Source organism: Sporosarcina sp. Marseille-Q4063 (assembly GCF_018309085.1).
Taxonomy (GTDB): domain Bacteria; phylum Bacillota; class Bacilli; order Bacillales_A; family Planococcaceae; genus Sporosarcina.
Map to the genome: position 1 here is coordinate 1,690,660 of NZ_CP070502.1, position 24,154 is coordinate 1,714,813.

General features: G+C 37.1%; 27 protein-coding genes and 3 pseudogenes. 4 read left to right on the forward strand and 26 right to left on the reverse strand.

What is annotated here, in order from left to right; all coding sequences use genetic code 11:
• Positions 1-37: 37 nt before the first annotated feature.
• Genes JSQ81_RS08730 through JSQ81_RS08750 form a run of 5 tightly spaced genes read right to left on the reverse strand, consistent with a single transcriptional unit; the run spans position 38 to position 2,121 of the window.
• Entirely contained in the window at positions 38-262 is a 225-nt protein-coding gene (locus JSQ81_RS08730; protein WP_212607241.1) for a helix-turn-helix domain-containing protein, read from the reverse strand.
• A 10-nt stretch (positions 263-272) separates the two neighbouring features.
• Complete coding sequence (locus tag JSQ81_RS08735; protein ID WP_212607242.1) at positions 273-764, reverse strand: DUF2975 domain-containing protein; 492 nt, start codon at positions 762-764, stop codon at positions 273-275.
• A gap of 48 nt (positions 765-812) precedes the next feature.
• A complete protein-coding gene (locus tag JSQ81_RS08740) occupies positions 813-1,391 on the reverse strand; it encodes a hypothetical protein (RefSeq protein ID WP_212607243.1) in 579 nt (192 codons plus the stop codon).
• Between the two features lie 21 nt (positions 1,392-1,412).
• Positions 1,413-1,634 carry a helix-turn-helix domain-containing protein gene (locus JSQ81_RS08745; RefSeq protein ID WP_212607244.1) on the reverse strand — a complete coding sequence of 74 codons (222 nt, stop codon included), beginning with the start codon at positions 1,632-1,634 and terminating at the stop codon, positions 1,413-1,415.
• A gap of 10 nt (positions 1,635-1,644) precedes the next feature.
• A complete protein-coding gene (locus JSQ81_RS08750) occupies positions 1,645-2,121 on the reverse strand; it encodes a DUF2975 domain-containing protein (protein ID WP_212607245.1) in 477 nt (158 codons plus the stop codon).
• A 184-nt stretch (positions 2,122-2,305) separates the two neighbouring features.
• On the opposite strand from JSQ81_RS08750, the gene cax reads away from it, so the two are divergent.
• Positions 2,306-3,367: a calcium/proton exchanger gene (gene cax, locus JSQ81_RS08755; RefSeq protein WP_305849485.1), complete on the forward strand. Its 1,062-nt coding sequence runs from the start codon at positions 2,306-2,308 to the stop codon at positions 3,365-3,367.
• 60 nt (positions 3,368-3,427) lie between these two features.
• Here cax and JSQ81_RS08760 read toward each other — a convergent pair whose 3' ends face one another.
• Positions 3,428-4,861, reverse strand: coding sequence for a flavin monoamine oxidase family protein (locus JSQ81_RS08760; RefSeq protein ID WP_212607604.1), 1,434 nt, complete (start codon positions 4,859-4,861; stop codon positions 3,428-3,430).
• A gap of 256 nt (positions 4,862-5,117) precedes the next feature.
• On the opposite strand from JSQ81_RS08760, the gene JSQ81_RS08765 reads away from it, so the two are divergent.
• Positions 5,118-5,498 carry a DUF3221 domain-containing protein gene (locus tag JSQ81_RS08765; protein ID WP_212607247.1) on the forward strand — a complete coding sequence of 127 codons (381 nt, stop codon included), beginning with the start codon at positions 5,118-5,120 and terminating at the stop codon, positions 5,496-5,498.
• A 93-nt stretch (positions 5,499-5,591) separates the two neighbouring features.
• On the opposite strand, the gene JSQ81_RS08770 is transcribed toward JSQ81_RS08765, so the two are convergent.
• The 3 genes from JSQ81_RS08770 to JSQ81_RS08780 all read right to left on the reverse strand — a co-directional run bounded on the left by JSQ81_RS08770 (position 5,592) and on the right by JSQ81_RS08780 (position 7,478).
• Positions 5,592-6,368: a class I SAM-dependent methyltransferase gene (locus tag JSQ81_RS08770; protein ID WP_212607248.1), complete on the reverse strand. Its 777-nt coding sequence runs from the start codon at positions 6,366-6,368 to the stop codon at positions 5,592-5,594.
• A gap of 266 nt (positions 6,369-6,634) precedes the next feature.
• Positions 6,635-7,192: a carboxypeptidase-like regulatory domain-containing protein gene (locus tag JSQ81_RS08775; protein ID WP_212607249.1), complete on the reverse strand. Its 558-nt coding sequence runs from the start codon at positions 7,190-7,192 to the stop codon at positions 6,635-6,637.
• Between the two features lie 127 nt (positions 7,193-7,319).
• Entirely contained in the window at positions 7,320-7,478 is a 159-nt protein-coding gene (locus tag JSQ81_RS08780) for a hypothetical protein (protein WP_212607250.1), read from the reverse strand.
• A 192-nt stretch (positions 7,479-7,670) separates the two neighbouring features.
• Between JSQ81_RS08780 and JSQ81_RS08785 the strand changes: the two genes are divergently transcribed.
• On the forward strand, positions 7,671-9,737 hold the full coding sequence (locus JSQ81_RS08785; protein WP_212607251.1) for a S9 family peptidase: 2,067 nt from the start codon (positions 7,671-7,673) through the stop codon (positions 9,735-9,737).
• Between the two features lie 74 nt (positions 9,738-9,811).
• Here the strand turns inward: JSQ81_RS08785 and JSQ81_RS08790 are convergent, their stop codons facing one another.
• The 5 genes and pseudogenes from JSQ81_RS08790 to JSQ81_RS20055 form a co-directional block, all read right to left on the reverse strand.
• The gene (locus JSQ81_RS08790; RefSeq protein WP_212607252.1) at positions 9,812-10,252 is read right to left on the reverse strand and encodes a hypothetical protein; all 441 of its coding nucleotides are present in this window, start codon (positions 10,250-10,252) and stop codon (positions 9,812-9,814) included.
• 57 nt (positions 10,253-10,309) lie between these two features.
• Positions 10,310-11,128, reverse strand: coding sequence for a DUF1835 domain-containing protein (locus JSQ81_RS08795; RefSeq protein ID WP_212607253.1), 819 nt, complete (start codon positions 11,126-11,128; stop codon positions 10,310-10,312).
• A 566-nt stretch (positions 11,129-11,694) separates the two neighbouring features.
• Positions 11,695-11,994 (reverse strand): hypothetical protein, encoded by a 300-nt coding sequence (locus JSQ81_RS20050; RefSeq protein ID WP_249336681.1) that lies wholly within the window; start codon positions 11,992-11,994, stop codon positions 11,695-11,697.
• Positions 11,995-12,102: 108 nt separating this feature from the next.
• On the reverse strand, positions 12,103-12,552 hold the full coding sequence (locus JSQ81_RS08800) for a DinB family protein (RefSeq protein WP_212607254.1): 450 nt from the start codon (positions 12,550-12,552) through the stop codon (positions 12,103-12,105).
• A 235-nt stretch (positions 12,553-12,787) separates the two neighbouring features.
• Positions 12,788-12,868 (reverse strand): annotated as a pseudogene (locus JSQ81_RS20055) (peptidase E); the annotation flags it as partial.
• Positions 12,869-13,106: 238 nt separating this feature from the next.
• Here JSQ81_RS20055 and JSQ81_RS08805 point away from each other — a divergent pair.
• A complete protein-coding gene (locus tag JSQ81_RS08805; protein WP_212607255.1) occupies positions 13,107-14,315 on the forward strand; it encodes a DHH family phosphoesterase in 1,209 nt (402 codons plus the stop codon).
• Positions 14,316-14,674: 359 nt separating this feature from the next.
• On the opposite strand, the gene JSQ81_RS08810 is transcribed toward JSQ81_RS08805, so the two are convergent.
• The 12 genes and pseudogenes from JSQ81_RS08810 to JSQ81_RS08865 form a co-directional block, all read right to left on the reverse strand.
• Positions 14,675-15,688 carry a serine hydrolase domain-containing protein gene (locus JSQ81_RS08810; RefSeq protein ID WP_212607256.1) on the reverse strand — a complete coding sequence of 338 codons (1,014 nt, stop codon included), beginning with the start codon at positions 15,686-15,688 and terminating at the stop codon, positions 14,675-14,677.
• Between the two features lie 295 nt (positions 15,689-15,983).
• Positions 15,984-16,178: pseudogene (locus tag JSQ81_RS08815) on the reverse strand (histidine phosphatase family protein); the annotation flags it as partial.
• Positions 16,179-16,302: 124 nt separating this feature from the next.
• Positions 16,303-17,220 carry a Nif3-like dinuclear metal center hexameric protein gene (locus tag JSQ81_RS08820; RefSeq protein WP_212607257.1) on the reverse strand — a complete coding sequence of 306 codons (918 nt, stop codon included), beginning with the start codon at positions 17,218-17,220 and terminating at the stop codon, positions 16,303-16,305.
• Between the two features lie 65 nt (positions 17,221-17,285).
• Positions 17,286-17,894: a hydrolase gene (locus JSQ81_RS08825; RefSeq protein ID WP_212607258.1), complete on the reverse strand. Its 609-nt coding sequence runs from the start codon at positions 17,892-17,894 to the stop codon at positions 17,286-17,288.
• A gap of 117 nt (positions 17,895-18,011) precedes the next feature.
• Positions 18,012-18,554, reverse strand: coding sequence for a histidine phosphatase family protein (locus JSQ81_RS08830; protein WP_212607259.1), 543 nt, complete (start codon positions 18,552-18,554; stop codon positions 18,012-18,014).
• 19 nt (positions 18,555-18,573) lie between these two features.
• A complete protein-coding gene (locus JSQ81_RS08835; protein WP_212607260.1) occupies positions 18,574-19,011 on the reverse strand; it encodes an NUDIX hydrolase in 438 nt (145 codons plus the stop codon).
• Positions 19,012-19,198: 187 nt separating this feature from the next.
• On the reverse strand, positions 19,199-19,687 hold the full coding sequence (locus JSQ81_RS08840; RefSeq protein WP_212607261.1) for an NUDIX hydrolase: 489 nt from the start codon (positions 19,685-19,687) through the stop codon (positions 19,199-19,201).
• Between the two features lie 330 nt (positions 19,688-20,017).
• On the reverse strand, positions 20,018-20,485 hold the full coding sequence (locus tag JSQ81_RS08845; protein WP_212607262.1) for an SRPBCC family protein: 468 nt from the start codon (positions 20,483-20,485) through the stop codon (positions 20,018-20,020).
• The gene (locus tag JSQ81_RS08850; RefSeq protein WP_212607263.1) at positions 20,482-20,826 is read right to left on the reverse strand and encodes a MerR family DNA-binding transcriptional regulator; all 345 of its coding nucleotides are present in this window, start codon (positions 20,824-20,826) and stop codon (positions 20,482-20,484) included. The genes JSQ81_RS08845 and JSQ81_RS08850 overlap by 4 nt, the downstream gene beginning before the upstream one ends.
• Before the next feature lie 141 nt (positions 20,827-20,967).
• Positions 20,968-21,162, reverse strand: a pseudogene (locus tag JSQ81_RS08855) (MFS transporter); the annotation flags it as partial.
• Positions 21,163-23,556 (reverse strand): polyprenyl synthetase family protein, encoded by a 2,394-nt coding sequence (locus tag JSQ81_RS08860; RefSeq protein WP_212607264.1) that lies wholly within the window; start codon positions 23,554-23,556, stop codon positions 21,163-21,165. It lies immediately after the preceding pseudogene.
• A gap of 386 nt (positions 23,557-23,942) precedes the next feature.
• A complete protein-coding gene (locus tag JSQ81_RS08865) occupies positions 23,943-24,146 on the reverse strand; it encodes a hypothetical protein (RefSeq protein ID WP_212607265.1) in 204 nt (67 codons plus the stop codon).
• Positions 24,147-24,154: the final 8 nt, after the last annotated feature.

Consider the following 24,154-nt stretch of genomic DNA (forward strand, 5'->3'; position numbering starts at 1 on the left):
TCCAAAGGTTTTGGTCAACCGCTGAAAAACTTTTTAATTAACACTGGTGATCTACTACATCACTTCGATATTCTAAAATATCTCCAGGCTGGCAATCTAACGCCTCACATATAGCTTCTAATGTAGAAAATCGAATCGCTTTTGCCCTTCCATTCTTCAGTATCGAAATATTTGCCATCGTGATTCCGACCTTCTCCGTAAGTTCTGTTACGCTCATTTTCCTTTTAGCCAACATCACATCTAAATTGATAATAATCGCCATATCATTCACCTCAGACCGTTAAATCATTTTCAGATTTTATGGTAATCGCTTCTTGTAAAAGTCTTTGGAGAACAGCTGCAAAGACTGCAATCACAATGGAAGCAAATATAGGAATCATTCCGCCTATCACTAGACCCGGGGCGTCGTCTACCTCCGCCATGATAAAGACGAATGGTAGGGCTACCGCATACAAGCCGCTGATTATGATTGCACAGTTTTTGATTTTCTTTAGAGCTTCTACAGATAATTCCGAGAAAGCTTGGTTCTTGTCGATATAACTTAAAAGGGTAAAAGATTGATACAAAGCAAAGTAAAATGGGATTGCTGAAATATACATAATCATTAAAATGCCGTATACCACAAATGCCAAATCTGAGCCTCTCGCTGCTGCTTCATTTGCTTCATCCGCTATTTGCGGCAACAAAAATAGGCATAAAGCAAAGACAGGGAGTCCCATAAGAATTACAGCAATCTTTAAAAAGAGTGTTGAACCTCGTTTCATAAAAAGCACCTCACTTATTTATTGTTAATTTGATTTCGAAATTACATTTCAATCGGAAACTAAACGATAATGGAATGGGATTCTTTCATTTATAATATCTCTTTGATAATCTTTTAATCCACCTTCAAATATCAATTGAAGATTCGCTAAATGAGTCAAATCACTTGGTTTAACCAGTGAAAGATCCTCTTCTTCGTAGTCAATGATTCTACTCTCCTTTAGGACAGATGCCACAAACTGAGAACAGAAGAAAGCATTCTTTCTTTTTATCGGCTTTTTAAATAGCACCCCAAATAATCCTATGAAATTGTAGCGATACTTTTCCTTTTCAGAAGCTATTTCTTGAATATATTGATACATCTTTTGAAATTCAGCATCTGTTATGTTTAAAGAATAAATGGCACAGTCAGCCTGTCTAAATATGACCGAATGAATATCTTCTCTAACAAATCCCCCAATAAAAGGATTTTTCGCTGTTTTTCTCCCAAAACTATATACCTCAATTAACTCTGCATCGAAGGCTATCGAGGCATGGTTATAGGGTTTTTTCGTATAGAACTTAATCAGTCTTGTTAATAGCGTTTCTGTGTCTGTCAAAAGGATATAAATCTTTTCTTCCTTGATCATAATCCTCACCTTACTTCATTATTATCCTTGAGTATCTTCGTCACTTTTGTATTCCATAATATCTCCAGGCTGACAGTCTAATGCCTCACATATAGCTTCTAAAGTAGAAAATCGAATCGCTTTTGCCCTTCCATTTTTCAGTATCGAAATATTTGCCATCGTAATTCCGACCTTCTCCGTAAGTTCTGTTACGCTCATTTTCCTTTTAGCCAACATCACATCAATATTGATAATAATCGCCATATTAGTCACCTCAGACCGTTAAATCATTTTCATGTTTTATAGTAATCGCTTCTTGTAGAAGTCTTTGGAGAACAGCAGCAAAAACTGCGATAACCATTGGTGCAAAAATAGGAACCATTCCAACAATTACTAGCCCCGGTGCATCATCTAGCTCCGCCACGAGAAAAACAAATGGCAAAATCACTATATACACGCCACTCGTTGTCATTGCACAGAATTTAATTTTCTTTAGAGATTTTACAGAGAATTCAGAGAATGCCAGGCTTTTGTCAATATAGCTCAAAAGTTTAAATGCCTGATACAATGCAACGAAAAACGGGATTACTGAGATATACATGCCTATTACTATCGGATAGAGTAGATGGGCATAATTTGGATTAGCAGGATTATTAACTAAGTCAATCACTCCAAATATACCGAGCGCAAGAACTGGAGCTCCGATAAGAAAAACAGCTATTTTTAAAAAGAGTGTTGAACCTCGTTTCATAAAAAACACCTCACTTATTTATTGTTGATTTTATATTAGCATGGCATTTATCGATTAGCAATAAATAATTGCCGTTTATGACTATATTTTTATTGCGACGAGAATATACCTCAAATGAGAAAGAAGCCATATATGTGTTTTTAATTTTTCAGTAGGGGAATACTTAATTTAACGATCCAAAGAGGTGGTTTTATTGAATCGATTATTCGCCATTATCATTTTTACGGGGATACCGCTTGTCATTACGGGTGCAATTCTTCATTGGAATGACATATTGATGTTCTTTCTCTGTTGTTTGAATATCATCGCGCTAGCGGGATATATAGGAAGGGCGACGGAGAGCTTGGCCATTGTGAGTGGGCCGAGGGTTGGCGGTTTGTTAAACGCGACTTTCGGAAACGCGGTTGAGCTGATTATTTCTATTTTCACATTGAAAGCCGGAATGATTGGTATTGTTTTGGCGTCACTAACTGGATCTGTTCTTGGGAATCTTCTGCTCGTGCTCGGCCTTTCATTCTTTGCAGGCGGCCTCAAGTTTAAGCGCCAAAATTTCAGCATCCATGACGCCCGCTATAATTCAGGTCTGCTCATCTTCGCTGTCATTGTGGCATTTGTCATTCCCGAGATGTTTTCGATGACGTTATCTCCCCAGAAGACGTTAAGCCTGAGTATCGGCATATCGGTCATTCTGATTACACTTTATCTTGCTGGATTACTCTTTAAGCTCGTCACGCACCGGGGTGTTTTCGGTTCTTCCGATAAGGAGGAGGTCGAAATGGAGATTCCGGAGTGGACGAAACGCAAGTCGATTTGGGTTCTTCTGCTGTCGACGGTGGCTGTCGCTTTTGTATCGGAACAGCTGGTTCAGACCTTTGAGACAATTGGAGAGAAGTTTGGATGGACGGAGTTATTCATCGGTGTCATTATCGTTGCTATCATCGGGAATGCAGCGGAACATTTTTCCGCTATTACGATGGCGATGAAGAACAAGTTGGATGTCACGGTAGAGATTGCTGTCGGATCGACCTTGCAAGTCGCGATGTTCGTCGCTCCTGTACTCGTCCTTGTTTCGCTGTTGATGCCCGAACCGATGCCGCTTGTCTTCACGGTACCTGAATTGGTAGCAATGATTACAGCGACGCTTCTTGTTATTAATCTTAGTAATGATGGTGAATCAAATTGGTTTGAGGGATTGATTCTTTTCGCGGCTTATTTAATTATGGGGATTGGGTTTTTCCTTCTTTGAGGTGGTGAGGGTACCTACAACCTTGTTTTTATGTGGGTACCCTAAAAACTCGGATCACCTTCATTTGTTTATTCCATTGACTTCATCCGCTACCCGTATTCCCGATTCAATTGCTCCCTGAATCCACCCGTGCAGGGTAGAAGCATGTTCGCCAGCAAAGTGCACCCTTCCTTCTGGCGATGAAATGTAAGGGGATAATTCTTTTATTTGTTCAGGTTTAAACATCGTAAAGGCTCCACCGGAATACGGATTTCGTATCCAGCTAAAACTCGTTCCTGTTACAAATTCGCGATACACCTGTTCGCCATGAATTTCGGCTAAATTTTTCAGTGTATACCCTAAGCGATTTTCTGAATTCATACTGTCCCAAATCAACGCATCATCTCCCCAAGTATAACTGGCTAAAATCGTGCCTGGACCAGGAGTGCCAAGTCTAGTGCTCGGATATTGAGAATATGCGATCGGTAAATCTGTAACTGTTTGACCTCCATACATCCCTTCTTTTTCCCAAAACCTATTTTTGAACTGAATGCCGGTCTTTGTTGAGCCTACGTAGTTAAGTTCACGTATGGCTTTCCATTTGTTTTCTGAAAATGAATTACGCGGTTCAATCTCAATAAATTGGAGAACTGAAAAAGGAATGGTCACAATCGCAAAATCTCCAGTAATTTGAAATGGTCTTAAGATTTTTGTGTGAATCGCATCAATGGTCACTTGATTGTTCTGTAGTGTAATTTTGGTTACTTTAAGCCCAAACATGATGTTATCCTGTAATTGTGGAAGAAATGCTTTTGGGAGTTGGTCATTTCCACCTGTGATCTCGTAGAATTTAATATCAGGGGTGAACAGAATCATCAATTCGCGCAACAGTTCAAGGAAAGAAAGCTCTGTAAATCCTTCTAAGGAAAGGATTACTTTTATCATTTCGATAGCACCTGGAGACAACCTTGTTCCAAAGGGGTTATACCTCAAGTACGCATCCATCGAATATTTATCAAATTCTTGAATGATCCACGGCCAATTACGATGAGGGTTTTGATCAATTAAATCGGTGACAGGTTTTATTGCAAATTGAAGTAGCTCGGCAGCTGTTTTACCTCTTTCATGCAGTGCAACTGGAAAGCCAAATATCGCGGGGTTTTGTTCATAGATCTTTAATCGGCTTTTGATGCCTTTCACAAATAAGATGTCTTCAGGGGTACTGTTGATGAATGGGTTTAGTGGAAGATTAAACTTTTTTATATATTCCAATGTCAGAAAGTGGGTATGTGGAATTCTCATTGCACCGGCTTCGAGATATAATTCATCAGTAAAATCTGAACGCACAGTATAGACACGTCCCCCGACCCGATCGGATGCTTCAAGGACCGTGACATCGTGTCCAGCCTCCTTAAGTAAAGATGATGCAACCATACCAGCCATCCCTGCACCGATTACGATGATTTTCTTAGCATTCTGTGTTTTTTTCAATCCATTTTTGATGATTGAAATCATCTGATTAGACGGTATTTGAGGGAACACGTATTTGTATGTTTGCAAAACATTCCTCCTCGCATATTACCGCCATTTTATTCTATTAGGATTACAGTTATTACATCTCTACAAAACCGATAAAAGTGATGTGGTTGGAGTAGAAAATGCCAATTCGGGTATCTATGTTAGGGTTCACATATTTGTACAATCATGCACGCCATAACATAGGGACTTATAATAAATTTCCAATAAATCTATAGCCGCCGGAGGTACCAACATGAAGGTAATACATTCATACAAACCGTTTCTTATTTTAATCTTTTTATTATTATTAATGAGTTGCTCACAGATAAAGGTAGATAAAGATTTAGTAGAAATGAAAGGCTATGTTTTAGCCAAAGAAATAGATACAAAAAGTATATTAGTTGTGCCAAATATTAACGGATCAGATATTGAACGAGTCATTAATGGGAAGTTGGAAGATAGAATAGTAGCTCAAGACAACGGAGGCGTAAACTTTTACGTATCCATAGAAGCTTATGAAAACATGAAAGTTGGCGATCAGGTTCTGGTAAAATATGATCAATTCGGAGATGTTGAAGAGTCAGATCCACCTAATCGTAAAGCCGAGTCTGTAGAGGTTGTTATAAAACAATAACTGAAATGCTAATACAAATGGAAGTAAAAACGCTCAGAATAAATCTGAGCGTTTTTTGACGTAATAATTTATTAACTTAATCGAGCTACCTAACTATTTTACTGCTATCCAAATCGTCCATCTATCTTTTTCAACTATGTTATATTCAATTGAAATTGACTTATCTATATAATTTATTAATAATTTTAATTCTTCATCGTCTAATTCGTGTAAAATACTTCTTCCTGTTCTCGCTCTTAAGTCTTCTAGTAATTGCTCTTTATCATCATACACTTTTCTTTTTTCCCACAACTTAACTTCTTGAATTTCCCTAAACCCAACTTCCTTAAGTGTTTCCATAACAAATCGGCTATTGTGCCTGCGATTAGTCTCTTTTTCAATTAGTTTCGGAAATAGTTCAAAGAAATACCCCCTAATATGACTATCACTATCTTTTAATAAACAATCGTCTGGGGTGCGGTCTTGAACAATAAAATAACCTTCGTCCTTCAACAATCTATATGCCTCTTGAAAACATTTTTGTAAATCATCTATATGATGTATTAATGCTCTTTCAAGTAATAAATCATATTCGTTACTTTTTAAACCCGTATGAAAAGCATTACCTTGCTTGAAAGATATGTTTTTATATTCTTTACAGTTTTCTTTTGCACCTTCAAGTATGGCTTCGGAAAAATCGACACCAGTAATAGAACTGACTCCCATATCAGCTAATGCCTTTGAATAAATTCCTCCACCACACCCAATGTCCGTTGCATTAGATATATTCTCGATTGGTACTAAGTCTTTAATAGTGTTAACCCACGAATTATCGGCATTTCTAGTTGTATATGAATTGCGGTTTTTCTCATTATGAAAATTAATCCCCATTTTACATCCCTCAATTCAATTTGAATTAAATTCACCATATTAATGTGAGGTTGATAGGTTAGCATCGACCTCGTATAGAGTACTTCCCATTCTCAATTTTATATCAATTCCTTATGCAAGAAAATTCATAAATAATTATTACCAAAAATAAGTTTTGCTTATCGAACTATCTTTGATAGTTCAATTCGCAATATTTTTAGCACAGATTTTAACAACAAAAAGGGAGACACCAATTCATATGCAAATTGTGTACCCCAGTAATTCGATTAATCGACTTTAAACCCAGAACTCCAAGGTGGTTCTTTTCCAATATCCACTTTAATATCCTGCCTTTTCAACCCTATTTTCTCGGCATAATAATCAAGCATTTCAAAAACTGTGAAACGATGAAAACTTCCGTTGAGAAATTGCGGTTCATTTCGTCTAGCCGGGTCTATATTCCATAGGGGAATAAAAACCTTCCCTGTATTATCGTTAAATTCATTAATTGGAACACTGAAGTTGATATACTCGTTATATCCATCTGCAACTGCTATGACAGTAACTTCCCCCATGTTCTTCATGGGAAACCTAGGATCTCTCTGAACTACAACAGGTATGTTAACCTGTCCTTCAGAGTTTGTTAGCTCTGTTGCTATAATCTCACCTAAAGGATTTACTACAATAATTCGAGCGTTACTAATTGGTGTACCTTGTTCTTCAGAAGTTGTTACTTTAGCGGTTAATAATGCGGATACTGTGTTTTCATTTGTTTCTTCAAAAACTGATAGAGATGGAAAAAGATAAGCAATAATGAAAAGTATAAAGAGACTTTTTTGAACCAAGGACACCACAACCTTCTATTTCTTTATCCTTGGTATGATTTGTTTTATTACTCATTTTATACATGTCTAAATAAATGTAAGGATGAAGCCAATCAAAGAAATAATTGATTGGCTTCCTTTTTGAACATTAAACCACTACCCTAACTGATATAATCTGTGATTTTTCTCCGTACTCGACGCGGAACTTTTTTCTTGCTTCAGCAGGTGTTCTTGCCGCGACAGACGTTATTTTCCTTTCTCCCCTAATTTCAAATTCAATATGATATTGTTTAGCACCGCATTTCACATCAATGACCTCCATATCCATACTTTATTATCCGTGCTTTCAATCACTTTAGCTATCTATTTTCCGCCTATTTCAAGACGTAAATGCATCCGCAATGAACCCCCGCTAGCAGATGATTAATTATTGTTATAAATAAGAGGAGTTCCAAGAACATATCACGAAACAATACTTATCAAATAAAGGAGGATCTTTATGAAACCACCTATAGCAAAACGCATTCCCCATCCCCATGAATTGCATGGCGATGTGCGCGAGGACGACTTTTATTGGTTGAAGGACCGCGAAAACCCAGAAGTCATCCATTATCTTGAAGCAGAAAATCATTATTTCGATGAAATTATGCATCCACTTAAAGAACAAACCGAAGAACTTTATCAAAGCATGATTGACCGTGTTCCCGAAACTGAAGTAAATGTGCCGGTCCAACGCGGGCCATTCTTCTATTATTCTCGCCAAGACAAAGACAAGCAGTATCCGGTTTATGCACGTAAGCGGGCAGCAAACCGCGAGCTTTTGGCAAAAACGACCGAGGAAATCGTGCTCAATTTGAATGAATTGGCTGAAGAAGACGAGTATTTAAGCGTAACGGCACAGCGTATATCCACCGACCATACCCGTCTTGCCTATTTGGAGAACCGGGACGGCACCGACCGATATACAATTTACGTCAAGGACATGGATACGGGCAAGCTTCTACCTGACCGGATTCCCGATGTCTTTTTGTATGGCAGCATGGAATGGAGCCGATGCGGCGACTATATTTTTTACATCAGAGTCGATGAGAATCAGCGTCCATGCCAGCTTTGGCGGCATCGCTTGGGTACTGGGAATGAGAGCGATGAGTTAGTCTTTGAAGAAAACGACACGACGTTCACTTTATTCGTGACGAAATCACAAAGCGGGAAGTTTATTTTTGTGCATTCAAGTTCAAAAATGACGAGCGAAATCCGTCTGCTAGACGCAGATTCTCCGCTTTCTCCTTTGAAGCTAGTAGACGCGCGGCGTGAGGGGATCTTGTATGATGTCGAGCATTGGGGAGATGACCTGCTGATCCTGACAAACGAAGAGGCTTTGAATTTCCAGTTGTTCCGTTGCCCTATCAATGATCTCCAATCAAGGGAGAACGTCGTAGCGTATCGCGAGGAACGCTACCTTCAAAGCGTTTACCCATTTCAAGATAAGTTGCTCGTCGTTGGACGCGAGAATGGCCTGACACAGATTTGGTCATTAGAAAACGATGAATTGAAGCAAATTAGTTGGGACGAACCGCTCTACACCGTGTCGATTTTATCCGATCAAAGCTACGAGACGACAGAAGTATTAATCAATTATGAATCACATCTCACTCCCAAAACAACATACGGGTTGGATCTTTTGACTGGAGAAAAATATTGTTTGCAGGTTGCGCCTGTCAGCGGCGAATTTGATCCTGCTCGTTTCATTCAAAAACAATTATGGGCGGTAGCCGAGGATGGCGTCAAAGTACCGATGACTATGGTCTATCTGAAAGGCGCACTTGAAAATGGGCCTGCTCCGTTGGTTTTAAACGGGTACGGATCATATGGAGCCAACAGCGATCCCTACTTCAGCCCATATAGCCTGCCAATGTTGGAAAAGGGAATTGTATTTGTCACGGCACAAGTACGCGGTGGTTCCAAAATGGGACGAGGTTGGTATGAGGACGGAAAGATGCAATATAAGCGTAACACGTTCACCGACTTTATCACTGCTGCAAAATTTCTGATTGAGCAGGGCTACACAACTAAGAGCCAAATGGCGGCGCGCGGCGGGAGTGCGGGCGGACTACTTATAGGTGCGGTTGCCAATATGGCCGGCGAACTGTTTGAAGTTGTTATTCCTGCAGTGCCATTTGTCGATGTCGTTTCAACGATGCTCGACACTACGATTCCACTTACCACCTTAGAGTGGGATGAATGGGGAGACCCACGAAAACGTGAAGATTATTTTTATATCAAATCATATAGCCCATATGACAATGTAGAAGTGAAGGATTATCCGCATATGTATATTACAACTGGCATCAACGATCCGCGTGTCGGTTATTGGGAGCCAGCCAAATGGGTTGCACGCTTAAGAGCGCTTAAAACCGATAGCAATACGCTCGTACTGAAAACGAATATGGGGGCCGGTCATTTCGGCAAGTCTGGCCGCTTCAACCACTTGAAAGAAGCCGCGGAACTTTATGCATTCACGCTTGATAAGCTCGGCGTCTTTACAAAAATTTCACAACCTCGTTAATTAATTGTGGGGGTGGATTTTTCCTTCTTTAACTTTAATGACTAAAACAGCATCGGTATTTATAGCCGATGCTTTTATTTAACATCAATATCAAATACCAAAGTAGTTTCACCATTTCTCCATTTCCCTACTACTTCATATACATAATAGCCTTCTTCTGCGGGAACTGTTAATAGATTCCCGTCTAATAGAATTTCTTCAATTTCACCATTTTCACTCCATTGACGAAGGGTTATATTAGCCGATTGATCTTCGAGTGTAATTTCTATTTTACTATTCTTTGCAACCGCTAAAGTTTCGAATTCGTCTGCTGCTTCCATTGGCGAGAAAGGATCTAATTTATTAATTTCAACCTTATCATCCTTGTATGCATAGTATCCAAGTATCAAATTGTATTCTTCATTATCAACAATTAACTTCCCATCTAAATACATCGAACTCGCTTTATTCTTTGCAATCTGATTACATCCTAAAAGAATTATGGGTGTTAGGAATAATAGAAAAAATCTTTTCATATTTAATACTCCCTTCCAAAACCTATTACGAAGTCTCCCTTGCTCTTGAACAGCAGATTATTGGATAACTTTTATTTCATACATACGCATTGATTGAAGATTACCTTTATATGCAAGTTTATTGGAATTAATGAGCGAACGAAGTCTATATTCAATCCATGTGTCAGATAATGAGTGAGTTGAATGACCCAACACTTCCCCAATAACTCTTGGTGCATTAATAAATTCTAATTCAGGCATTTCATTATGTAGACTTTCGGCACATTCCAAAATAAATGGATCATCTCTTGTTGCCAAATCATCAATCACTTCTCCGTGTTGCCAGGAACGAACAATGCTTTCACTGCTAAGCAATTTTTCCCCACTTTGTGCATATTCTCTTTTCACTTCCTTTGAAATTGGGCGAGTAGAATGCATATAAAAATGAGCAAGCTGCTCGGCATCACATTCAGCCGAATGACGAATATCAAATTGGACATCCTTGTGCTTCATATACTCATGCATTGCTGTGAATGTGTTGACAACACTCAGTTCGACTTCTTTGTCTTTCAACAAATAGTAGCTAATTCGAAGGCCAATTTGCTCTGCTGCATTTTCACAAGTCCAAATTATTACCTGCTCACCATCTTTTATTTCCAATAACTTTTGTAAGGACTCGCAATAAGCTGTTTGATCATCAAAATCTCCCCCATTCAAATCTGTGCGGAATGAAGATCTCAACCAATCAAAATGACGAGTGATGCCACTTTCCTTATGAATATTTGTGATAGGTCCAACAGAAAAATCGATAGGGAATCCAATAACCTTATGACTTTTCTTACGAAAAGCATGTTTTAGGCCGCCTATTGCAGCATTTCCAAATATAAGATGATACACACAAACCGCCTCCTTAGGCTATTGATTGGTAAAATTAAGATAACACATTCTTTTGAATTCTTTCTAAACACCAACGATCAAGTAACAAATAGAATATAGAAACTATAATTCCTGGAATTGTTATATACAATGAAGAACTACTACTTAGAAATGCAACAAAGTCTTCTGGGTTAAATATAGCTATAAGAATATATGGTAGTATAAACCCACCGATTATATGTAAAAAAGTCAGGGTATCTTTCTTTTTCTCTTTGCTTATCCTGTTTACAAGTATTTCAGACAACGTAGACCATATCGGCGCATAGAACAATAAAATGGGAACTGAAAATAATCCTACATAAAATGAAAATGTGGGTTCAATTCCAATTAGTAAGCCACTCAGTAAAAAAATGTAGATGATAGCACTAAGAACAATAATCCTACTATAAACTTTCTTATAAGAACTTCTTTTATTGACACTCTTAACGCCTCCTGATATTTGTCAATTGTTTTCAATGGCTACAAACTTCCAAAATATTGTCATCACCCCTCATATGCTCACGAATGAATTCCCTTATTTCTATATCCTACTTTTTTTCACGATATACAATTAGGGTAATTCCATTTAATAAGATGGTTACAATGAGAAGAACTGCCGCGGCGAATGCCACAGCACGTGTTGTGTCCATGAGAGCGGACCAATCCTCGATCTTTACCAAATGATAGTTATAGAAAATCTGGAAACATAGCGAAATAGCGCAAGCACTGAGACTCATAACAGAAAGTGTGGCCCAATTCCTATGATTATATTTCATAAGACTAACAACAGGAAGTATCCAAGCAATTAGTCCAAGCACGAGGCTGCCGAGATTAAGCAAGCCAACCATATACACCCCCCCCCTTATTTATGTTCACGTCCTATTCAACACTATTCCTCATCATTTCCACCAAAAATCATTTGACCAGTTACGTCAAAAGAGGAACGGATACTGTCGCTAATTACTTAATTTCTTATTTATTTGTTGTATGTGGTGAATATCGTGTTTTACAAAGATTTTTATAAAACTTTCACCAGAGAATTTTCGTTTACCTTTTCCAATTGTAAATCTCACATCATCACCTATTTCGGAGATTCCGGTAATGAGTTCTTTTCTTGTATTCACAAAATCATTTATAATAGATGCCACTGATTGGTCTTTTAGATATGATATTGCTTCCTCATTATGACGATCGTGATTTGGGAATGGTGGCAAATTCCCTCCATCAACCATTTTAGGAACCATTTTTTCTAGATTGAACTTATCCCAATAATACAAATGACCAACTATCTCTCTAATTGACCATTTACCTAAATTAATGGGTTCAAGTAACAGATATGCTTGAACGTCATTTAATCTTAAAATTTGATCAACAGTTTGTTCGAACTGGTTTAATGTATTATTCATGGTAATCCTCCCAATATAAATATAGTCTTCATAATCCAACACTTTACTAAACTAACCTGACTTTCACTTGAAGAAGAGGAGCACCCCTGTTCAAGTAATGTTCCCGGTAGTTTAAGAAAAACATAACAGTTCTGTTTGAAGTTCCGTCTCTATAACCTTCTTTTCAAAAGAAACTCTATATGCCTTAGCAGAAGGTCTTGAGCTAACTATTTTACTGATTTCCTGTTCCTTATAGTTTCAATATATATAAATCCAACAATGGATTATCTGGTTCCATTGAAAAACCGCCACCACCAAGAGCCATTATTTGTCTCATCAAGATATTTCTTTCAGAAAATAACATTAAGTAATAAGTTCTACAAATAATAAATAATCCCTTGTTGATCCTGGTAAGTTTTACGCAATGCCTTCATCAAACAATGAAAACAAAAAGAAATCTTCTTCATCTGTCAAAGTCCAACCATCTCTGAGTCAATCGCAGTAACCTAAGATTTTGCTGTAGTTGACTGTCACCCACGCAAATTGTCTATACTGGCTTTCGAGGAGTGAAGAACATGTATAAATTGTTATCCCATAATGATTTGGATGGTGTTGGATGCGGTATTTTAGCGAAGATTGCTTTTGGTAAGCAGGTCAAAGTGCGCTACAATTCCATTTCAGGTCTTAATCGGGAAGTAGAATGGTTTTTGGAAAATGAAGATAGCGATACATTTTTGTTTATTACAGATTTATCGGTAAATGAGGAAAATGAGAAGAGACTTGATGCGTTTTATCAAGATGGCGGAAAGGTCCAACTGCTTGATCACCATAAAACTGCGCTGCATTTTAATGATTATGAGTGGGGCCATGTCGTGGTGGAGGATGACGAAGGAAAATTAACTTCAGCGACTTCACTATTTTATGAATACCTTGTGAAACATCAACTGATGGAACCATCAGAGGCATTAGCCGAATTTGTCGAGCTCGTCAGGCAATATGATACATGGGAATGGGAGAAAAATGACAATCATCATGCGCAACGACTCAACGCCCTATTTTTCTTAATGACCATTGAAGAATTTGAAGAAAAAATGATCAGTCGACTTCATGTAAACGAACATTTCCAATTCGATGAATTCGAAAAGAAAATATTGGATATGGAAGAGGATAAAATCGAACGCTATATTCGCAGGAAGAGACGAGAACTCGTTCAGACGAAAGCAGGCGATTATTTTGCGGGAATCGTGTATGCGGAATCTTACCATTCAGAGTTAGGCAATGAACTTGGCAAAGAATATCCGCATCTTGATTACATTACGATACTAAATATTGGAGGAAAACGAGCCGGTTTTCGAACAATCCACGATCATGTTGACGTGTCTGAAGTGGCCGGCCAATTCGGTGGAGGCGGGCATGCAAAAGCATCTGGTTGCTCTTTAAACAATGAGGCTTTTCAAAAGTTTGTGATGGACACGTTCCACTTGGAGCCGCTAAGGGAAGATGCGCGACGAAATCGATATAATTTGAAGCATTCCTCGTTCGGTTCCCTGTATAAGAACCGAATGGAAGAGATCTTTTTTCTCTATCCCGTAAATGAGCAAGTCTGGGCGATTGAACAGAATAACACAAATTTGGAACAAGCCTTTACAAGTTTTGAGGAAGGGGAAAGTTTCCTGAAAAGAAACTATGAAGCATGGCTTGTACGTGACGATGCTTTCGTCAATTATTTAATGGATCAGGTAAGGAATGATAAGCAGGAAGTAAAAATGAACGAAATGAATTAGATATGGAATCTAAATGAATTCTACAGGCAATCCGATTTTCCTTTTCTTCTAATATAAAATAGTAGCACAAATCATAGCCATGGTCTGTCGATGAGTATGGGCATTGAAAAAGTCCATCTAATTGAAAGTTTTTGGAAGCGTACAGATTTTCCGGGACAAAGGTACCTAACCAAATTTCCCCTGTATGAAATTGCATCTGCTTCACCTCATAGATAGTATAAACCCTGTACCTAAGTACAGGGTCAAATGATATCATTCCGCCTAATCTATTAAAACACTCTATACAAATTCAGGGTACTTAAATCAGGCACATGACAATTAAGAAAAGGAGCTATTATTCGCCCTTCTCCAGTTTTACATTATAAAATTACTTTTTCAATTCCTTTAATCATTTCATAAGCACCGTCAGATTCATTTGAGCATACCACAATGGTTAGTTGTGTTTCTGGATAATGGACTGCTCGAAAGTTTACACCTGGATCGTACCCCATTAAGATATACTTCACAACACTATTCTGATTCGTTTCCATATATCCGCCGTAGCCATAATAAATATCTTCCACAACCTCTGTACGGGGTGTCAGTAATGTTCGAGTCATTTCTTTTGTTAAAAGTTGATGAGTCGTTAATGCGTCCCAAAAAACTATCATATCATTTGCCGTCACGTAGGCCCCACCATCAGAGGCAGATTTTACTGGAAGGGAATAGATATTAGTTTTCCAACTACCGTCGGGCTTTTCAATATAACCAAGCGCAACTCCTTCAGGTAATTCATCCATTTCAAAATATCCAGATTCAGTCATTCCAATCTTTTGAAAGATATATTTTTCAATATAGTCACCAAACTCAAGGTCACTCACTTGCTCCACAATCAGACCTAAAACAATATAGGCTGAATTATTATAGTGAAAAGAGCCACCTACGTCTGCTTTCATTTTCATATTTTGAAACAATGGCAGGAAATCCTTCAACTTACGGATATGATACATAGGCGTAGACACCCAAAGTTCTTCGTAATCACCCATCTCATCTTCATCGAAATAATCTGGTATGCCAGATGTATGGGTGAGGAGATGGTGAATTGTCACTTCTTCATCAAAATAAGGAAAGTTGATATCCAAACACTCTTTTACTTTCGTATTGAAAGTAATGTTTCCGTCCTCAACAAGTTGGCAAATCGCAACAGATGTGAATATTTTACATCCAGAAGCAATTGCATATCGAGTGTTTGTTTGGTTTTTAATTTTCTCAGAACGATTCGCAAAACCATAACTTCCTGTCAAAATGTTTTCTTTTGATTTTGCGTAAAACGTTCCAGAAAACCCTATATCCACCTGGATTTTATCTATACTATTCATTAAATTTTTTCTCATATTAAATCCTCCTAAATGTTCTCTTTTCAAGTTTTTTTACACTGATTCAATAAGTATGAAAAAAGTACATTTAGTTAAGCTTTTCATATTTGATAATAAAACATACGCATCCCCTCCTTATTCTGTACAGAAAGTTTTAAAAGATAACTTAGAAAGATAAGAACACCTTTTTGGTGTTTAATTAAAGGTATGTTCAAAAGAGTACACGAATGAGTTTGTTACGAAAAATCGTTTGGAGGTTCTACATGAACTATACACAAAAATTCAGTTTAGATGGTGTTTCATTCCGATTAATAGTCGCTATTTCCGCTGTTTGGATAGCTCTTTCTTGCGGAGAGGAAAAAACATAATCAAACTTAATATCTTTAATTCTCTCTCTCAAATTCTTCGCTTGTTCAATGCCATATTCATTGAGAGGCAGCCCCAATCGTCCTTGCATTCTTCTTTCTTTATTTAAATCTGTTTGTCCGTGTCTAATCACATATATCATTTCTCTTCCCCCATTTTACTTTATTCACTACCTTCCCTATTTATTGAATATAAAAATAGAGCCATCTGATACAAGCACAGGTTTCTTTAAGTACATTATTTTACATTAAAAAATCCTTAACTTTCTATAACCACCATTTTTCTTGTGGAATTAAAATAGATTTCAGCCCGAAATTACCTTCAAACCAATCTTTTATTTGTGTCTTTTTTACAAGATATTCTGATGCGGAATGTGACACACCAATGAGTGACATCGTTGTGACCTTGGCGTAATCCATCATCTTTTCATATTTTACTTTCCCATAATTATTATCAATATGGCAATGAATTTCACCTGTAATGTATGCTTGAACTCCTTTTCCTTCTGCTTCTTTCATCCAATCTACTTTATCTCCACAACCAGCAACAATAGCAACTTTATCAATATGATTTAAACGTTGCCCTTCAAAATCAATATAAGGAAGTTCAAAGATTTCCTTCAAATCATGTTCTAAATTATCAGTATTCGTCTTTTTAATATTACAAATTAAAACAAGACTATCACCATTTTCATTTTGCAAAAAACCGTCAATAATTTTAGCATTTAATGATTTAGCAATTGAAACGCTTGTGCCTAATTGTTTGTGATAATCCAAAGGTGTATGGCAAGTATAAACAGATAACTTTTTATCTTTTATTTTATTTATGTACTCTTCTTTTATTGGGACAAAACCCCTACCCCATTTTCCATTGGGATCTCCACATTCCATTAGTAATGGGTGGTGCATAAATAATAAGTCACCTGAATTACTTTCGTCGATAAATCGTTCCAAAACCTGGTCGGTAGGAAATACCGCTAGAAAAATACGTTCTACCTCTTCGCCACCTCGGATCATAAGCCCATTAAACAAGTCCGTAAACTCCTTTTCAAAAGCAGTTTTCCAATCAAAATGAATCGGATCATAGACACTAGGAACAAATCGACTAAAAGCAGGGTCTTTACCAAACGATTTAATATTTAATTCTTTATTTAATTTATTTACGACTTCATTCAAAAGTACCACATCTCTCCCCCTCCTAACTATTAGTGTATGAAGAATAGCAAAAAGAATTTTACCTTAAAAACGTATCAAGTAAGTAGTGGTTTTATATTCAATAATCCATTATCAACTGATGTCTCTATATAACCAACTATCTGATTAAACGTAAATACATTAAGTTGTTCATTAATAACTTCCTGATCGTACTCCATATCGCATAATACATAAGGAATGAATTTTTCAACATCTTTGGACTTAACCTCTTGCAAATCCAAAATTGTAGGAAGAGAACTGAGCATTTTTCTTAATTCATCTGTAAAACCGTAGTGTTCTAATAACTTTCCATTCAGTAATTGAAAATCATTATGGTATAAATTAAGCGTTTCATTATTAGCTTCTATCCTGTTTTTCAACCAAGGAAGATAAAAGCCTTTCAGCCATATATCATCAGCTATTAAATGTGTAAAGTACCCCAATATGTAATGACTTTCTACGTGCGAACTATATTTATGCAAAAATCCTTTATAATCAACGCTTCTTGAATAATCTTGTACTTCACCTATAAAGAAATGCGACGAGTCTTTAGTTCTGACAGCATCTGGAGCAATGCCCCCAAATAAAAATGCTGTTCTATCTTCTATCGACAGACATTCTGCAATTCTATTAGCAATAACCAAGTGCATGATTCTTGACCCCATAATTTCACTCACCCTTCAATAATCTTCATAGCAATTCTGACTACTTGTCATCAGGCTTTTCCCCATTTTCTTTGAATATCTATGTAAGGTCCTCAAAATATTGAAAATCCTTTATTACTATTTCCATAAACGTTTATATTGAACATTGTTTCGAGAAATTTTCAATAGATACACGTCTGGATTACTCAAACTTTTCCATTGCTCAAAAGCAAAATTCTTATCATAGTGATTTAATAATAAGGAGATAATCCCTCCGTGGGCCACGATAATCGTATTTTCAGAATAACTTTCCACAATATCATTTACAACCTCTACAATTCGATTCATGGCTTCGTTACTGGATTCTCCATCTTCATACTTTATATCCATATCGATGAATGTTGCCTCTAATTTTTCCATCCAATCTGTGAAAAAGATGGAACTTAGTTCACGTTCGGTTAATCGGTTATCCGTCTCAATTTCTATCTTCTTATTCTCCGCAAAAGGCTTTATCGTTTGAATAGCTCGCAAGAATGGACTGGAAATGACTCTATCAACCTTTATATCAGATAAAAAGTCAGACAGTTCACTTGCTTGGATTAATCCTCTTTCTGTTAATGGTGAATCAGAGGATTGTCCCTCTGATTCACAATGCCTAATCAAATAGATGCTTGTTTCCACCCTAATTACCCCCTTCAAACTACTTCAATGAGAGTCTTCTCCTCAATGACAACTCCGCAAGTTCAATATTCCTTTTCAAATACACTGGTAATTCAGAGTGAGATATTATTTGATCTGTACTAAACCAAATAACACCATCAACCTCATCAGGACTTTTTGCATAAGCCTCACCTGATTCATGTTCACAAAGAAAAACTATATCTACCACATTCAGTCCTGAATCCGTAACAAATGAAGAGCTATTTACATATTCAAGGTCTTTAACCTTAATCCCAACCTCTTCAAGTATTTCACGCTCAAGCGTCCTTTCAAGGATATCTGATGAATCTCCTTCAAATTCAACTTTACCGCCAACTAATGAAAGAGTTCCTCCTGCATGCTCCTCTTTTAAACTCCGTTCTATTAATAGCCACTTTCCATTCTTATAAATTGCACCTTCCACATTTACGATAATCATTTTATTACCTCCACCCAATATTTTTAGAATGCAAAAGGGCAACAATGATTCAATTAGGTTGTTGTTTTAAATAATTGCACCAGTTAAAAAGACCCTAACCTAGCCGGAAACCGTAAGGCTTATCATCTGTACATAGCGTTTATTATTGTTTAAAAGACGAGATCGCTGTTAAATTAGCCCCGTTAGCTTAATAAGAGTATAAATTTGTTTTCCCTTCATATGAATAATGCTTAGCTAAGAATTCATCTAAAATAACTCTATGACTTTTAACAATGTTTTTCGGTAATTCATTAGGGTAAAAGAAATCAAATGTTATGGATTCAGATTTATCTATGATTAAATCCCCTTCAAAACCCTCTGAGTAATAAGCAACTGTAACAACATAGAACTCGTCACCATTTTCCGCTTTTATATAATTCTGTGGTCCTGAATAGACGTTTATTAGGTTCAGCTTATCAACCTTTAGACCAGTCTCTTCCATTATTTCACGTCTAGCGACATCTTCAGTAGATTCTCCTAATTCCATTAGTCCGCCTGTAATTCCCCAAGCACCATGCGGAAACTTTCGTTGTTGTAATAACAACCTTCCCATTTCATCAACAATAACTGTTACAGAACCTACAAATATCAAAGGTCTATGTCCAACTACTTCTCTTAAATCTTTTATATATCCCATAATTAATATCTCCTTTAGAATCACTATCCTACTCCGTTGTTTAAGATTACTATTTCATAAACATATACATATATTTTACCATATATTCGAAAGATTCTATATAAGTTGGAATAATAAAGTATTTCTGATAATGAAAGAATGGAAAGTCGATAAAAAACAGATAAGACAAGGACTTGCACGAAAAACACCCAGAAATCGTTAACGATGATAAAAGTTTCATACAATACTAGTGGGCACCCAACATTAAGCTATTTAATTCAAATTTTATTATTCTACCTATAAAAAACTGTGTAAGTAAGAGCCCAACGTATGCTCTCTCACTTACACAGATTATATTACACTCTTTGAAATTTTCATTGCTTCCTCTTTCACTTTTTGCATAAACTCTTTTACAACTTTATTATTGCTTTTCTCACTGCCTAGCTTCAACATTGCCCTTCCTACAAAATTAACTCCCCTGTTTCTTCCTTCATAAATAAATTTCGTCTGTGTATCACTAATTTTAAGCAATTTAAAAGAAAGAGTGATTTCAAAGGCTTTTCCTAAAACAAAACTTATTTTCTTATGTTTTTTGTCTTCAAGGTTTTCATACGCTAATGTTTCTACAATGTAGGTTTCAATGCGTTTTCCTTCACGATACTTTTGTTGATGTTTTGCCCCAACTTCCTCTTCCGTCTTTTCAATTAATGTATGTTCCTCCACTTTAGGCATAATTTTCTTGATGTTTTTATCCAAAAATAAGCTCCATACATTTTCAATATTTGTCTCAATAATAGTTTCTTCTTTCCATTGAATCATTCGTTTTCCTCCTTCCCAGATTCAAGAAAATCATCTATCTCTTCAACTTGAATTAGAAGATCCTCTATCTGCATCTGTATATTATTTCTTTTTTGTAATAACAATCCTTCTAAATTTGCAAAAGATTCATCCTCCATTACAGAAATCATTTCCTGAATCTTAAAACCAAACCTTCTCAACTTTCCGAGGAGTATTGCCAAAAAGTAACTTCCATCATCGTAATATCGATAGTTGTTATTTGGATCAATATAGGCAGGTTCAAGTAATTTAACTTCTGCATAGTATCGTAATGTTTCTTTACTTAACCCAGTCATCTCGGAGAAATCACTAATCTTATACAATTCCATACCTCCCACTACTATAATAAACTGTAGGGTACACCACAGAGTCAACACTTTTTTTGATGATATTGGAACCCTAAGTGAGGAAAAGCTTCTATTATTAAGAAAAGAACGAAAGGCAATTGCCCCTCGTTCTTTACTTTAAGATTCCTTCAATGCAGGTTTTCCAGCTTCAATTAAATCTTTATTCCGGCCTAGGAAAACGGCTAGTACGATAATGAATATTCCAGTTCCTACTAGCAGCCATTCAATTTTGATAAAATCCGCAATTGGACCGAATATTAGCATCCCAAGCGGCATCATCCAAGTTGCGATCATCCCCATTACGTCAAAAACTCATCGATCACGATTCACTATATAATTCAATAAATGCTTCAAAAAAGCGGTATTACGTGGTATTTCTTGCAACATTTCCATTGCAAGACAATAATGTTCCCACATCGCTTTTTTTGCATCAGCTACACCCAGGATTGACACAAATGTTGCATTATTATTTTCAGCATCTACTCCAATCGGTTTTCCGAGTATGTTCAGATCACCTTCAACATCGAGTAGGTCATCCTTAATCTGAAATGCAATGCCGGCATGACGAGCGAATCTTTTCAAAACATTCATTTCTAACTCATCTGCATGGGCGAGAATTGCGGGCATTATGAGAGAAGCTTCGAATGCGATACCAGTCTTATAAAAGCACATCCGATTTAATTGTTCCAGCGTCAATTGGTTCCCTCTTGAATCCAAGTCCATCGCCTGGCCCCTACACATATCCCCTACTATCCGGGACGAATATTGAATCAAGTTTAGCACCGTTTTCGAATCGAACTGGTCAAGGGATGTTTGTTCTTCAACCGCTTTTTGGGTTAGAAAAAGACCGGTTAATTCTGCTATGGCAACGTCATACACCTCATGTAATGTTTGACGCCCCCTGCGAGTGGGCGCATTATCTTGAGATGGCAGATCATCAAAGATTAAGGATGCCGTATGCATATATTCCAGTGATCTAAGAAGCGGTACGATTGACAATTTATTTAATCCATATTCGTTAACCCCCATGACCCAAGTCATGATTGGCCTTAATCGCTTGCCATCGCTCTCCAAACTGTAATTTGCAGCATCGATTATCGACTCTCGTGTCAATAATCCATTTTCAATTTCAGGAATAGTTAAGACATCGTTGATTTGACTGCGTACGGTTTCGATTGTCTCTAAAAAGTCTTCCCTTTCCTTCCGTTCACTCTTCAAAATTGTAATCATATGATCCCGAAGCAGTTTATCAAAGAAATCCACATCATCCGCTTTTCGAACCATATACTGGATGACTTTATTGAATGCAGGATTTCCGGAAGCAAATAAAGTCATAATTTCGTTGTATTTTTTAGTTCCCATTCGTTTTTTAAATCGTTTCAGCCCGTTTATTGCACGATTAAGTATCACTTCACAAGTCTTGCTATCTGAGTTATACACATTATGGATCAAATTGAAGATGACCGTCCAGTACAATTCAAAAGGATTAATGAGATCCGAACGCTTTTCATGATAGGTTAGATAATAGGTATAAGGTGTTACCCTTCCTTCCTTTAAGTCATCAAACATATCTGCAAAATCATCCGCTAACTGGTTATAAATGCCATATACGAATGTTCGGTTATCAAAACCTTCATCCACAGGGGCACTTATTACCGAACGAGTAATCAAACGTGAAGAAGAGGATTTTAAAATGATAGGTATATAAAGCTCTTCATTGGTGTAATTAGCATTGGACAGGTCTTTTTCACGATCCACTTCCTGGGAATTAAAAAACACATAGGACTGCTCGAAAAAATATTTTTGTGTCTCTGGCTGCTGAAGGACTTTAATATATTCAAAGGCATCTCGAAGTTCCGAATGAATAAATCGGATGAGTTCAGCGTTTATTCCAGTCCATACGCCCAATTCAGGAACAGATCCTGTGATAAGTGCGGTACGTATTAATTCAGAATATCGTTTTTTCTCTTGATCGGTTAAAACGTTGGCATCCAAAATATCGTCAATGAATGGATATGTCAGACCATAGGAATACCCTAACCTAATCGCTTCATCAAGTTTCTGGGTACGCTCTTCCGGAGAAATCTCAGCGTCCATCTCTTCGACCACATGCAGGATTACCCCCGCTATGATTTTGATAAGTTTTCGCTTGGCTTCCTCAGCATCCATCCCCTTTGGAATATTGGAGGAAACCAACTTTAATTTTTCCATCACCCAGATCGTGGTGGATTCAACGCCTTCCTTTTGGGCCAGTCGATATAACCCAGCCATGCTAAACGTCTCCATTTTGCCTACAGAATCTGTAGGATTGGAGTCAGTCAAGTAATTTTTCAGACTATCTACCGTACGTCGAATGCTGGACTGTGTGTTGGGTGAGTCTAAAGCTTTGCCCAAATCTCGCATGTAAATATAAGAAATGCTCCGGTCCAGATAATTATCTAGTTTACCCGAGTAATCCAGCCATTGGATGTAATTGTGATACCCTATGGAATCAGATTTTCCCTTTCCATTCGAAAAAAAGGATACGAATGGATTTGAACGAATATGGTACATTTTCCATGACTGAATATCTTTTATCAGGGGTGCGACATACGCTTTTTGCAAAAGTTGTACGGAAAGTGATTCAAAATAATGAGCAGCCTCCTGCTCAGCCAATCGATAGCATGCATTTGCATTTTTTAGTAACTCTTCATTCATACGATTCATACCTCTACTTAATGGTTTTTGATATATGTATGCGAAATAATTCAAACCAATGTTAAAATCTACACATCATCTCAGGATATTTTTTCAGCGTTACTCGTGTTACAAACATTCACGATAATACACGCTTATATACAAGCATACAAACCATAACCGTTTGTAAGTTTACAGTTTAACACGGAAATAATGAATCGTGATATATATCCGACGCATTGAGGGGGATATCCGCATATTTCATGTCTTTATCCGACAAATACTCGAGTATATCCGCAAATCATTACTTAAGAAAAAACAGGTGAAGAAAAACGACTCGTTTTTCTCCACCTGTTTTATTTTGGGGACTTATGGATAGCCCCTTTCACCACTTCATATTAAATTGACACACCTTCTTACAACAGCGTTTGTTCATGGAGCATTGCCGCTAAATATTTACGCGCTTCGGCGGTCAGAATCTGCAAACGAACTTCTTCCTGCCGTTCAAACTGGACAAACATCCCGCTTAAATTTTCATACACATAATGGACTTTATAGCCCCTGTCTAAATAATCATCTACTTGTTTCATTTCGTCGATGCTTAGTAAATGATCCGACATACGCACAC